We start from the raw sequence: 14683 nt of genomic DNA, 5'->3' as shown, positions 1-14683 counted from the left end.
GATTTGGTATTGAGTGGCAGTGGTCAGGTATTGAGTAAGGGCTGGCGTAATGTGGTTGTTTCTAGTGATTATAATGGTGGAGTTGGCGGCTCACAGAGTTATGTGGTGAGTGGGGGGATTGAGATGGCTGTGGGAAGTGTGCTCAATAGTGTAGGCGGCAATTCGGATCGTGGGGGTAATTATTATACGGTTGCAGGATCTGGAGGTAGCATTAGTTTGAGTGGTGTGAATGGGGTGTTGTTACGGGGGAGTATTCAAAGTGGCGGAGGTAGTGGATATGTTGGCGGCTCTGGCGGTATTTTGAGTGTGAGTAGCAGTGGGAGTTATGTGGATTATGGTGGGGTATTGAGTAGTGCTGGGGGTGATGGAGCTGGAGCGGGCTACACGGCTGGCAATGGGGGTAATATTAGTATAAGTGGCTTTGGGGGCTTGAGTTTACGTTCGGATGTGAATGCGGGAGCGGGATCTATTGGGATAGGGACTGGAGGTAATATTAGTTTGAGTGATGGCAATGGAGTATTGACTACGGGTGGCGGGGTGAATGATGGCTTGGTGGGAGGAATCTTATATGGAAATAATTTTAATAAAGAAGGTGTAGGAGTATTAGGAATAAGTGGAATTCAGGTATATAAGGGTACGACCAACGTGAAAGCAGGTCGGCTTGTTTTATTAGCCTCCAAGGCAATACCATTGGCAAGTAATCTCACGCTATCATCTGCCTCTGTATTGGATTTAAATGGTAATTCTGTCTTTTTGGCCTCGTTGGGTGGTGAGCTAACAAGTAAAGTAACCAACAGTGTTGCTGTGCCAGTTAAGTTGACATTCGGGACTAATTCAGCTACTTTTCGTGGGTTAATTGAGGATGGTGCTGGCGTTGTTAATTTGGAAAAGGTTGGGGGTGGAACCGCTACGTTAGAATTAAGTGCTAATTCATTTACTGGGACAACGACCATTTCAGCTGGTGTTTTGGCAATCCGACATGCCTTATCATTGGGTTCTATTCAAGGGTCTACCATTGCTGATGGTGGTTTGCTCCAACTATACGACGTTCGTGTACTGGATGAACCGTTGTTTATCAATTTACCTTTTGCTACGGGGGCGTTGCAAGCTATGTCAGGTAACAATGAGTGGATTGGAAAAATTAATCTATTAGGGGAAGTTTCCATTTATGTGAATACGGGAGCAAGTTTATCGGTAAGTCCACTAACTGGACCCGCTCTGGAAGGAGCAAATACAAATGTTATATTTAACACGCTTGGAAATTTAACGATTAACGGAGAAATCGCGACAGGGAATGCCACCTTGCGAAAAAATAATACTGGCATTTTGACCTTGAATGGGGCAAATTCCTATAATGGTTTGACTACGCTGAATGATGGCCAAACGATTATCAAAAATGAATTAGGGCTCGGCTCTAATTTGGCGGGTACAACGCTAGGGGCGATGGCCAATTTGACTTTGGATGGTACGCTTAATGTGACGGGTGAACCTTTGACAATGACGAGTAATGCTATTTCTGCAAATGGATCATTTTTGGCCAAAAACGGTGCGAGTTCATGGTCCGGAAATATCACGTTGAATGGAACAAGTGTATTTTGGAATACTGAATCCGATCTAAATATTAGCGGAAATATTACAAATGCAAGTACACTTTGGACCGTCGGTAGAAGCGCATCAAGTACCGGAAATTTAACGATCAATGGACCGATTTCCGGAGCGGGTGCTTTGGAAAAAACAGGTAGTGGATTTCTATTATTGAATGTCGCAAACACGTATACGGGCTTAAGTAAAATTACAGCAGGATCGTTGCGATTAGGTATCGCAGATGCCATAAGTCATACGAATTCGCTAACCTTAAACGGGGGAGAATTACAGACGAATGGGTTTGATCAAACCTTCGCCACGTTGAATGTCAGTGCCAATTCTTCTATTTTATTTGGGTCCGCTACGCCACATGCTTTGCGGGTAAATACACTAGGAACCTTCAATTTTAAAATGTTGAAAATTTATGGTTGGGAGGGAGATTTTTCTGCTGGGACAAGTGGGACGGCAGGTCAGTTTTTTATCGGTTCGAATGCTACTCTTACGCAAGATAAAAAAGATCAAATCCGCTTCTATTCGGCAGCATTGGACAAATATACACCTGTACATGTAGCTAGTGGGGAGGTAGTTCCAACCGGTACTGCAAATGCCACGACGGGAAGGGCAAATGTGCGCATTTCAAATGAACCTACGTCGAATGGGGTTTGGTCCTTAGCGGGAAATGTGAATACATTTAATCCAAGCGATGAAAATGCTAATATCAATTCAGGGGATTTGAATTTGTTGGCCGGAAAATTTACGAATTTTCGGTGGGTGGTTATCAACACGAGTTTGGGGAGTGCAACTCAAGCTGGGATTATTGTGGTGGATGAGCCGATTGCCCCTGTTTACACGGGTGTGGCGGATCGTTACTTGACATTCAATGCGGGTGCTGATTTTCAACTCAATCAGCCGATGAGCTTATTTTCTACTCAACCTACGACAGTTGGCGGAATTGAATTACGCTTAAATAGTGCGGGTGATGTCCATTTTAATGCAAATTTTACAACCTCAGCGGCTGATGTTTCTTATGGAGGAACTCCATTTCCGAGTGCCAATATTGAGATTACGGCGAATGGATCATTCAGCCTGGCTTCAGGTAAATCCATCATCACCAAGGGAGTCAATAATACCTTTTCTGGTTATCGAGGCGGCAACGCAGGAGCTATTTCCATAAGAGCGCTTGGAGGATTAAGTATAGGTGGGGATCTATTAGCGAATGGAGGATCCTCGGTTTCAGGAATAAACTTTTTGGGAACCTCGATGAATGTTCTATTGAAAACAAATGCGACTAGCCTAACAGTGGGGGGTGAAAATGATGGCCAAATCGGTAAGATTAGTGGGGCTAACCTAACTTTATATGGTTCAGGTATTTACCAATTCAAGGGGGCAAATGATTATTCCGGAACGACGGTGGTTGCGGAAGGTTCAACGCTTCGTTTGGGAGCAGCTGGGGTTATTCCGGATTTGAGTGCTGTGACGCTTTCGACCACGGCCAATGTATTGGAATTGGGTGATTACACCGAGACCGTCGGTAGTATTTCGGGGACAGGAAATATTCAGAGTTTTGGCGTGGCGAGTTCTGTTTTGAATACAGGCATTGACAACACGACTTCAACGTATAATGGGGTCATTCGTGATGGAACGGGAACGGTCAATATAACCAAACAAGGTACGGGTAATTGGTGGTTGACAAAGGCCAATACGCATGCTGGTTTAACAACTATTTCTGCTGGTAAAATTATCATGACCCATGTGGGTGCTTTGGGAAGTGACGCTCAAGGTACTGTTGTCGCTTCAGGTGCGGCCTTGGAAATTCAAGGTAGCATGACGGTGGCTAATGAAGCTTTGACTATTTCAGGAACGGGTATTTCTTCTGCCGGAGCCTTACTTTTAGTTAGTGGAGATGTTTCCTGGTCAGGTCCAATAGTTACAGCCGCTGCAAGTCGGTTTGTCATCGCTGCGGGTACCTGGAACCAGACCGGCGATGTGACGCTAAATCAAACCTTGACAACTGCCGTGCAAGGGACCAGTTTGAAATTTGCGGGTATTTTATCCGGAGCGGGAGGTATAACGAAATCAGATGCAGGCTTTTTGGAATTAAGTGGAGCCAATACTTACAGTGGTGCCGTTTCCGTTTCCGCAGGTAATTTGATTGTCAAACATGCCACGGCGCTGGGCACAAATGCTGCCGGAACAACAATCAGTTCAGGTGCGAATTTGACCTTGGATGGTGGACTTTCCATATTGGGTGAAACCTTGAATTTAAGTGGATCTTCCGCAACTGGAAACGGCGCGTTGCGCAGTATCAATGGATCAAATTCGTGGTCAGGAAATGTGACCCTGGGAGGTTCATTGGTTTACATCAATGCCGAATCAGCATTGGAGATTTCTGGAAATATCCTGAACAATAGTACGAGTTTAACCGTCGGCCGGACCATGGGTACCGGAGCGGCCAATGTACTCTTCAGCGGCATTATTTCCGGTACGGGTGCCTTGGAAAAAACAGGAACCAATGAATTAACCCTACAAGGTATAAATACCTATTCGGGCTATACCCAAGTCAATGGCGGGTCCTTGAAACTAGGGGTTTCTGACGCGATACCGAGTACGGTTTTCACGTTGAATGGCGGTGAATTAAACGTCAATGGATTTAATGAGACGCTGGGGACCTTTAATATTACAGCAAATTCGAGTATTCGCTTAGGGGCAGGAACGCCCCATGTTTTGCGAGCAACAACCTTAGGTACGTTCTATTTTAGAATGCTCAATATCCGCGGTTGGGAAGGCGTGTACAACGGGGGTACGCCGGGTACTTCCGGTCAAATATTTATTCAAAATTCTAATTTCTTAGTACGTGATAAATTAGATCAGATTCGCTTCATCGATGAGTCAAACGGTAATGCCAAATATGCGCCATTGCAGTTGTCGGATGGTGAAATTATCCCAACGGGTTCGGCCAATGTACTTTCGGGTCAAGTCAATATTCGGGTTTCGAATGAGCCTACCATTAATGGTTCTTGGGCACTTGCTGGCACGACAAATACGTTTACGGCGAACGATGATAATGCGAATATAAATTACCTCGAGGTACAAACGAATTTGGGGACGTCCAATGTCATCATTAATACGGCTTTGGCAAGTGGGGGACAGGCCGGTGCTATTTTATTCGATGAGGCGATTGCTGTGACAAATAATAATGCGACGGTACGTGCATTTACGGTCGCGGCTTCGCGTGATATCCACGTGAATAAATCCTTGGTTTTAGGGTCTACGGCATCCACAACGAATCGTGCGCCGAGTGTCAGTTTTACGGCGGGACAAAATATCCTGATCAATGCGGCACTGAGTGTTAGTCCTACCTCGTCGAATGTTGCTTCGAACACCATTTTGGCTAGTCCAGCCATCACTTTGGTCGCTGGATCTGGCCTCTATGTAGCTACAACCGGTGCTATTTCTTCGGCCGGTGGGGCGAATACAAGTACCAGCGGTTCTGCCGTTGGCGGTGCGGGAGGTGCCCTAACTTTTCAAGCTGCGGGCTTGACTTTAGCAGGGAATATTTCTGCAGCAGGGGGAATTTCAGTGGTTGCGGGCGCTGGTGGGAATGTGACTTTGCAAAATACCAACTTAGATTTTGTTGAAAATAGCGGACAAACAGCCGGTGTTATTTCCGGAGCCTCCCTGATCAAAAATGGGTTGGGTATATTGCAATTGAAAGGAGCAAATACTTATGCAGGTACCACCACCTTAAATGCGGGAATGATTATTTTAGGAGCATCAGAATCCTTGCCGAATACGAGTGCCATGGTCCTAGCATCCGGGGCAACCTTCGATATGGCTGGGTGGAGTGAGACGCTCGCGGGTATTAGCGGTGCAGGAACGATTCGCAGTAGTTTATCAGGTGCTAGTTTATTGACGTTTGGTTCCAATAATATCAATACCACATTTACGGGCTTAATCGAAGATGGTGCTGGAGTTTTATCCCTCACTAAAATGGGAACGGGTACTTTTGAGCCAACATTCGCCAATACCTATTCGGGTGCCACCACCGTTAGCGGAGGAACTTGGATTGCTTCCCAAGTCAATGCCTTTGGGTCAAATATGGGTGGGGTATCCGTACTTTCAGGTGCTGTCGCACAATTAAAAGGTCCATTGAATTTTGGAATAGAAAACTTCACAATCGCTGGATCTGGAATTTCTTCCAGCGGTGCCTTGCAAGTTCAAACGGGAAATGTAACCATTGGGGGAACGGTGACGGTTGGCTCTGCGGCGACGATCAAAGTCGAATCTACGGGCCTGAATTTGAACGGAGATATCAGCGTGCCTACGGGCGTTTTGACTTATGTAGGAACCGGTACTTCGCAATTGAATATTGCGGGCAATATCAATGCGGCGGCAGGCCAAATTGTGAATGGTATTTCGGAAACTAGTATATCCGGAATTTTCAGCGGGGCGGGTTCGCTAACCAAACGCGGGCTAGGAAATATTACGCTTTCAAATGCGAATACATTTACGGGTGCTGTTTCGGTGGAGGTGGGTACGGTGACGATTGCCAACAACCAGGCACTTGGCACAGGGTCTGGGGCAACTACCATTGCTGCGCTTGCCAAATTGATTTTACCCGGTGACATTACGGTGGCGAGTGAGGTATTGAATCTGACGGGTTCGGCATCGGGTGTGGCTATTTTGGTGTCACAAGCTAGAGCAAATGCTTGGAATGGAACGATTAATTTGAGTGGAACGACGAACACGATTCTTCCGGAATCTGATTTAGTGATTGGCGGAAATGTGGTGAACGCGGGGACTATTTTGAATGTAGGTTTGCCAACGAGCGCCACGACTCTTCGCTTCAATGGAATCATTTCAGGTGCTGGGGCATTTGATAAAACAGGATTGAGTACGGTGGAATTTGGTGCGCAAAATACTTATTTGGGGTATACCAAAGTGGGCGCTGGAATTTTACGTTTAGCCGCCAATGAATCCATTGCCAGCACGGGCGTCATGTTTTTGGATGGTGGGGAATTTCAGACAAACGGCTTTCAAGAAACCATTGGGACTTTACACGTAACGAATCATTCACAGATTACCTTAGGTTCGGGTGTGCACGCCTTAACCTTCAACGCGATGGGGGATTTTAACTTCCGGAAATTACGCATCAACGGCTGGGTAGGTCCGTATGGTTCTGGTACAAGCGGGACAGATGGGCAGATTTTCTGGGGGAATTCACCCTTCTTAATTCGAGAAAAACTGGATCAAATTCGCTTCTATAACGCCGCAGGTCCTAGTACCCATTATACAACACAATTAGCCACAGGGGAATTAGTTCCCATGGCAGATGTTACGAATGTGACTGGCCATAGTAATATTCGAATTTCAGATGAAGTGCGATCGAACGGAGCTTTTGTATTGGCGTCTGGTGTCTATACGTTTACCCCTTCCGATGACAATGCGATGATTAATGCGACGGAATTAAGAGGATTCTTGGCTACGAATTCCGTGGTGATCAATACGGCCAGCCCAACGGGTACGCAGTTTGGATCCGTGTTATTTGATGTGGACATAGTGGCTTTTGGTACACCAACGGTATCCAATACGCAAACCGTGAATGCAGGAGCCAATATTTGGATCAATAAAAATTTGAATTACAGTCCGGTTGGTGCGACGGGTAGAGGCACCAATCTGATTTTTCGAGCAGAAAAAAACATCAGTGTGTTAGGTACGCTAACAACGAATACACTTTCTAGTTCATCGGGTTCGGCAATCCAGGCGGCAGGGGGAATTAGTTTGGAGGCAACGGAAAACTTGCGGATTTCGTCGGCCATTTCTGCGGTTGGGGGGAATAATACCTCTTCTGCTTTTGGCGGAAATGGTGGAGCTATTTTGTTAAAGGGCACGACAGGAATTACGATGTTGGCCAATGTATCAAATAGCGGCGGAACTTCTGGGGGCGGCGTTTCCTTCCATGGAACTGGAGGATCTGTGATTGTTCAAACGGAAAACACGACGCCAACTATCGGTGGTGGGGTAAACGACGGGCAGTCGGCCGGAATATTCAATGGCCTAAATCTGACCAAAGAGGGTGCCGGAATTTTCGTGCTTAAAGGTGCAAATACTTACACGGGAAATACGACCGTGAATGCGGGTACTTTGCGATTAGGCGCGTCCGAGTCCATCACGAATACGAGTATTTTGACGGTGAATGCTTCAGGTATTTTTGAAATGAGGGATTTCAATGAGTCCCTAAGTAACATCGCTGGTGCAGGGCTTATCCGCAATGGAGGTGCGGCCACGAGTTTATTGACCGTGGGAGCGAATAATTTGGCAAGTACATATTCGGGTATTTTGGAAAATGGTTCCGGGATTTTGGCCTTGACTAAAAATGGGGTGGGAATTTTAACCTTGTCAAATGCGAATACTTATTCGGGGCCAACTTTGTTGAATGCGGGAGGTATTTTGGCAACGAATAATAATGCGTTGGGAGATGTTTTAGGGGCCACAACCGTAGCGTCGGGTGCAGTGCTACAAGTCGCAGGTGGGGTTCAGATATCCGAAAATATAACACTATCGGGCGTTGGATTGAGTTCATTAGGCGCATTAATTAGTAGGAGCGGGGATAATAGTTGGCTCGGCTCCTTGACAACAAGTTCCACAGCGACATCCATTCGGGTGGACGCTGGGAATTTTACAATGCAGGGCACCCTGACAATGGGTGGGAATGTGACGATAGGTGGAGCCGGTACAAGTTTGACACTTTCAGGTAATCTTATTTCAGTAGGTACATTGACTTGGGATGGGGCGATTGCGCAAACCTATGCGGGACGAATTTCAGGTACGGCAAATGTGACGAAAAGTGGGGCGGGAACTTTAATCTTGAGTGGCGATAATACCTTTACAGGGACGATGACGGTATCGGCGGGAGCGCTGGTGCTCCAACAAAACAATGCGTTGGGTGCAGCCGGCGGGTTGATCACGGTAAATTCAGGAACGAGTTTGGTGTTGGATGGCGGAATTACGGTCAGTGGTGAATCGCTGTCCTTAAGTGGCGTAACGGCTACGGGAACAGGCGCTTTGCGATCCATCAATGGAGCAAATAGTTGGTCGGGACCTATCACCACCGGAGGCTCATCCGTGTACATCAATGCGGAAAGCGATTTAAGTTTGTCGGCCGTTTCTAATCCAATTATTTTGACTTTGGGTTCTTCGACGGGCGTAGGTAATATACTTGTTACCGGGGTGATTTCTGGAGCGGGTTCTTTAGAGAAAATTAGTTCAAATCGACTCACATTGAATGCCGCAAATAGTTATTCAGGCTTAACGCGATTATCTGCTGGAAAGATTCAGTTAGGAATTGCCCAAGCGCTTCCACTTGCCAGTGCTTTCTATTTCAATGGAGGAACGTTGGCGACAAATAATTATTCCAATACGCTAGGAATGCTGTATTTAACGGCCAATTCTATGTTGGATTTGGGGACAACAAACATGCATAATTTGACCTTTTCAGGTGTCAGCCAACTGTTCGATTTCAAGCGATTGAGTATCCTAGGCTGGCAGGGTGATTACACGAATCAGACGTCAGGGACGGTTGGCCAAGTAAAATTCGCCTCATCCGTGAGTACCTATGTGCTTGACCAAATCTTGTTTGAGAGTCCAACGCCTACGAATCATTATGCGCACATGTTAACAGATGGGACCTTTGAAATTGTCCCAGGGGATAACATGGTGGTCAAGCCCACGAGCTTTAGTAATGTGATTTTGAGTACGGCAACGCCGAGTAATGGTGTTTGGAGCGCGTTGACTGGAGGCGTACATACCTTCACTCCCAATGCGGATAATGCGATATTAAATGTGGTCGAAGTTCAGACTAAATTGGCTACGGGTGATGTGTCTGTTTTGACATCGAATGGGTCAGGAACGCAGTCGGGTGCAATCATTGTCACCGGGGCCTTATCGGCATCTAATGCATCGGCTGTCGCTCGAAAATTAATGATGACGGCACGTGGGACTGTAAACGTGTTTGCAGCAATGACCTTAGGTTCTACGACTGCGGCGCTTGCCTATCCAGGCATTGAGGCCTATTTTGAATCCTTGACTGGGGATGTTACCGTATCTGCGGCTGGTTCAATCAATACATCTGCTGGAAATTTAACGTCGAATATTTCTGCCTCGCGGGCTGGAAGTGCTGGAAATATCACCTTAAAAGCAGTGGGAGGTATCATGTTAAATGGACCTTTGACGGCAACGGGAGGGAATAATGCGTCGACCTTTACGAATTCAGGTGGGGGAAATGGAGGAAATATAACGTTGATTGGGCCTTTGGGGATTACGGCGAATGCCAACATCACCTCGCAGGCGGGAACAAATTTATCGAATGCTTTTCCGGGAATTTTGACGGTAGAAACGGATGCCTTGACGGAAGCGAGTGGGCAAAATTTGGGACAGACGTCGACGAGTCTTGTGAAAGCAGGCGGGTTTGTTAAGAACGGTTCGGGGGCATTCCTATTGCGAAATTACAGTTATGGAGGATTTAGTACTGGGGGCGTTGTAGTGCATACGCCATCCGTGCAAGTAAATGCAGGTACCTTGAAATTAATGTCTGCGACTAGTATTTGGGATTTTGCGGATGTGACAGTGGCTCCCGGTGCGATGTGGGATTTGGGTGGATTTAGCGAGACGGTGGGTTCGATTGCTGGCTCGGGAACGATACGAAATGGGGGTACATTGACCTTGAGCTATAATAATCCGAATTTGACGACTGCTTTTGCGGGTTCTATTGAAGGAGGTATAGCACTTGTGAAAAGTGGGCCAACGGGTATTTTGGAATTGAGTAGTGCAAATACCTATACCGGTTTGACGACGATTTCGCAAGGTATCATACGCTTGAAACATGCGAATGGATTAGGGGCTATATCGTTGGGAACGGTGGTTTCGGATGCTGCTAGTTTACAGTTGGACGGTGGAATTACGTCTGCTGCTGAGCCGTTGACCTTGAATGGAACGGGTGGAGGTTTGGGAGCCTTGCGGAATTTGACCGGTTCAAATACCTATGCTGGGGCGATTACGTTAGGAACACCGGCGGTGCGCATGAATTCGGATGCAGGCGTTTTAACGATTTCAGGAGCAATTGCGAATCCCATCGGTTTGACTTTTGGCGGCGTGGCGAATCATGTTGTTTCGGGCTCGATTTCGGGCGTTTCGACCGTGACCAAAGATGGTGCAGGTTCATTATTATTAAGAGGTAATAATAGTTATGGAGGATTAACGACGGTTTCAGTGGGTAAGCTTTTTGTAGAATCAGCGAGTGCACTCGGTTCTACGGCCGCGGGCACAACGGTAACATCAGGAGCGAGTTTACAAATGCGCGGTGGCCTGACCATGGCGGCAGAACCTTTAACAATTAATGGGTCGATGGTTGCTGGTGATGGGGCATTGGCGAGTGTATCTGGACTGAATACCTGGACGGGGCCGGTGACTTTGGGTGCTATTGCAGTGGTATCTGCAGATGCGGATGAGTTGCGGTTATCTGGATCAGTTTCAACGGCAGGATTTTTATTGATGTCGGGGAAAGCTGCGGCCTTAGGGAATGTCAAGATTTCTGGAATTATTTCGGGTGCCGGCATGGTGGAAAAGATCGGAGATGGGGTACTAACCTTGAGTGGAAATAATACGTATTCAGGCTTTACGAAGGTGACATCAGGTCTTTTAGCATTGGGAGCCAATGAAGTTCTACCAAATGCCAGCGCATTTTATTTCAACGGCGGGACGCTGAGTACAGCTGGATTTACCGAAACGACAGGTGTGGTACATATTTCCGATAATTCCCGCTTACTTTTTGCGTCGGGTGTTCATCGGGTGACTTTCGCTCTTCCGGGGACTTTCACCGCTGGAAAGTTATTAACCGTAAATGGTTGGGAGGGAGATTTCAGTATTCCTGCGGGTGGCCAGCGCCCTAATGTGGAGGATACCGGATTGCTCCAAACGAGTTCTTCGCGTTTTGTTACACTGAATGGGGTGATTCGTGCGGCGGGTGGAATTAATCAATATGGCCAAATCAATTTTACGGGATTCCCAGGCACCGCCGGTAAGTTGTTTATTAACTCGCGTTTAACTTTACCATGGCTGGAGCAAATCAAGTTTGTGAATGATGCGGATAGTTCCGTGCACTTTTCGGTACAGCTGGGCAGTAATGAAATTGTACCGGATTACACGCGATAGGCCAGGTCTCCTACCGGCCGCGTAAAAAGTGAACAATCACTTCTAGGCCTTTTTCGAAATGATCGTTGTTTGGAATAACGATATCACATAAGCGTTTGTGTGGTCTAATATATTGCTCGTACGTAGGTTTGACATGGTATTTCCAGCGATACATCACATCTTGTAAGTCATAGCCACGCTCTTCATTATCGCGTTTGATCCGACGCTCCAGTTTGATTTTATCTTTAGCGTCAATGAAGATTTTAAGATCTAATAAGCGTGCCACATCCGGAAAATGAAACACAAAAATACCCTCCACAACTAATATTTTGCGGGGGTAAAAATGTAACATGTCGGGGACTTTCGTGGAATTATTGAAGGTGTATTCCGCGCGCGAAACGACCTCACCTGCACGTAATTTCTCAATATCTGCAGCGAATGCCTCATCATCAATGGCCCCAGGTAAATCGAAATTCTCGATACCATTGTGGTCTTTAGTCTGATGCTCTATCGGCCGATAATAATTATCCTGTGATAATAAGCAGATGTCATCATCCGGGAATTGCTCCATCAGGCGCTTTAAAAATAGCGTTTTCCCCGAAGCACTTCCTCCGGTAATTCCAATAATATAAGGTTTGTCGATGCTGCTCATGAAGCTACAAATTTGCGAAAAGCATCGCTAGGAATCAAGCCTCATCGGCCGAATTTTATGTAGTCGGCCTCTTCATCTTTAGACCCTTCATACACAACATGTAAGTCATGCGAAGCAAATAGGCCGACGATTTCCGAACGTGTAAACAATCGTTTCCCGCATCCTTCATGCACGCCTCCCGACAGGATTTCTTCCACAATCACGCAGCCATCTGTCTTTAAAACACGGTCTATTTCGGCTAAAACAGCCTCCAAGTTATCCAGCTCATGCAACGAATTTAATAGCCAAATTTGATCAGCAGTCTCATCTGAGAGTGGGATTTGGCCTGCATCCGCATGGAAAATAGATGCAGGGGTCGTCGCTTTTTTTCCGTATTGTTCTTCAAAATAGGCGATGGCCTCATCCAAATCAGGCCAATTCAAAACGTCTTTATTGGTATCTAATAGAAGTAATTCCCCCGCCTCTTGCGCCATAGTTTGTTTGATTTCCCACCATGCGGCCCCACAACCTAAAGATAAAATGCAATCGGTGGGGGACCAGTTGCCAACTTCATATAAACTTTTCTTCATGTAGCAAATTATCAAAATGGTTTATCTTTGGCAAAAAAAGAAACGGATGGCTATTTTTATTGCACCCACAGCGAGCGTCATGGGACGCGTGATCATAGGAAAAGACGTGTCCATTTGGTACGGTGCGGTCATCCGTGGAGATGTTGAGGAAATACATTTGGGTGACGGCTGCAACATTCAAGATAATGCCGTTTTACATGCTGATGAAGGTGATAAAACCATCATAGGCGCCCGTGTAACCGTTGGCCATTCCGCCATTGTTCATGGGGCTGAAATCGGCGAAGGCTCCTTAGTGGGCATGCACGCTACCGTGTTGAATCGTGCCAAAGTGGGCAAATGTTGCCTCATCGGCGCCCACGCTTTAGTCACGGCTGGAATGGAAATTCCGGATTATTCCTTGGTCCTTGGTTCGCCTGCGAAGGTGGTAAAAACCTTATCTGAGTCGCAGATCGAATCGTTAAAACACGGTGCTGACCACTACATTAAGATGGGTGCCAAACATGCCGCAGGTGAATTTCCATTAATCAAATCATGATCGAATTAATCCTCATCCGTCACGCCCATGCGGGACCATATACAAGTCCCGACGAAGCTCGGAAACTTTCCAGTCAAGGTATTGAAGAAGCCAGTGACTTAGCGCAAAAGTTGAAAAACGCTGCTATGCCTCAAGGAATCTGGTTAGTTTCGGATGCTGCTCGTACGCGTGAAACGTTTGAGGTACTCTCGGATGAAAAAGGGGTGTTTTCGGCCTTTTGGTACCATGCGACAGGTCCTCAGTATGTCCAGGAGCTAGTTAAACAAGAAAGTCCTGTCATTTACTTGGTTGCTCATAATCCTTCGATTTCCTATGTCGCCTCCTATTTTTTAGGCGAAACTCGAAACATGGAAACCGCAAATTGTGTTCATTTGCAGTGGCCGAATTTACACGCTTGGGAAGAAGTTACCCAAGGCAGCGCTACATTACATTTTGAAGCTTAATCAGAACAGATGAAAAACCAAAAAATATTCCGCTGGGTTATTATTTTATTTACCCTATTGATGATCGGTTTGGCCATCGATATGGCTAGGAATACCACGGCACCGTGGAACAAGCATAAGAAGAAGTGAGAAGTAAGAGTTAAGAGGTGAGAGTAAAACATTCACCTCTTAGTTCTTACCTCTTACCTCTCACTTCAATACTGATTGAATGTGCTTCAAATGATGCACGCAGTGCCACGCATAAATCCCCAATACTTTATCTAGTCGATAGGTAATCCCACTCTCCGGATGAAAATAGGTGCGGGACCAGTCCGACTCATCCATCGTTTCCATTAAGTAAACCCAGCGCAAGTGAATGTATTTGATGCCTTCAATCGACCAGGCGATTGGAGCTTCATTGCCATCTGGCATCTCCGCCCACGTGTTTTCGTCGTATGGTTTGATTGTTGGGTTTTCCTCCGTCAACGCCATTTTGAAACGGATGTAACTATTGATGTGGCTGTCGTATAAGTGATGAATCACTTTGCGGGCCGACCACCCACCTTCCCGGTAAGGTTTTTCTAATAAGGTTTCATCTACCCCGTCCAATAAAGCGGCTAGTTGGCCAGGTAATTCAGCAATGGTTTGAATCCATTCCTGACGCAATGCCGGAGTGATGATTTCAGGAGCGGCAAACTTGCCGATCGGATATTGTAACGGATTTAATTCCATA

6 protein-coding genes are annotated in these 14683 nt (G+C 46.4%); 3 read left to right on the top strand and 3 right to left on the bottom strand.

Features of this window, described 5'->3' with window-relative positions; translation table 11 throughout:
- The first annotated feature begins 9 nt into the window (after positions 1-9).
- Entirely contained in the window at positions 10-11793 is an 11784-nt protein-coding gene (locus U0R10_RS11325) for a beta strand repeat-containing protein (RefSeq protein WP_377984086.1), read from the top strand.
- 10 nt (positions 11794-11803) lie between these two features.
- On the opposite strand, the gene udk is transcribed toward U0R10_RS11325, so the two are convergent.
- Together udk and U0R10_RS11315 are read right to left on the bottom strand one after the other, a co-directional pair.
- Complete coding sequence (udk, locus tag U0R10_RS11320) at positions 11804-12415, bottom strand: uridine kinase (protein ID WP_377984093.1); 612 nt, start codon at positions 12413-12415, stop codon at positions 11804-11806.
- 50 nt (positions 12416-12465) lie between these two features.
- Positions 12466-12993 (bottom strand): class I SAM-dependent methyltransferase, encoded by a 528-nt coding sequence (locus U0R10_RS11315; protein WP_377984085.1) that lies wholly within the window; start codon positions 12991-12993, stop codon positions 12466-12468.
- A 16-nt stretch (positions 12994-13009) separates the two neighbouring features.
- On the opposite strand from U0R10_RS11315, the gene U0R10_RS11310 reads away from it, so the two are divergent.
- Both U0R10_RS11310 and U0R10_RS11305 read left to right on the top strand, forming a co-directional pair.
- Positions 13010-13528, top strand: coding sequence for a gamma carbonic anhydrase family protein (locus tag U0R10_RS11310; RefSeq protein ID WP_377984084.1), 519 nt, complete (start codon positions 13010-13012; stop codon positions 13526-13528).
- The gene (locus U0R10_RS11305; protein ID WP_377984083.1) at positions 13525-13971 is read left to right on the top strand and encodes a SixA phosphatase family protein; all 447 of its coding nucleotides are present in this window, start codon (positions 13525-13527) and stop codon (positions 13969-13971) included. Before U0R10_RS11310 ends, U0R10_RS11305 begins: the two co-directional genes overlap by 4 nt.
- A 189-nt stretch (positions 13972-14160) precedes the next feature.
- On the opposite strand, the gene U0R10_RS11300 is transcribed toward U0R10_RS11305, so the two are convergent.
- The gene (locus U0R10_RS11300) at positions 14161-14682 is read right to left on the bottom strand and encodes a YfiT family bacillithiol transferase (protein WP_377984082.1); all 522 of its coding nucleotides are present in this window, start codon (positions 14680-14682) and stop codon (positions 14161-14163) included.
- Position 14683 lies beyond the last annotated feature (1 nt).

Source organism: Aquirufa avitistagni (genome assembly GCF_042715545.1).
GTDB classification, from domain to species: Bacteria; Bacteroidota; Bacteroidia; order Cytophagales; family Spirosomataceae; genus Aquirufa; species Aquirufa avitistagni.
The sequence above is the reverse complement of the archived record's forward strand: the minus strand, read 5'-3'. Positions and strand labels throughout refer to the sequence as shown.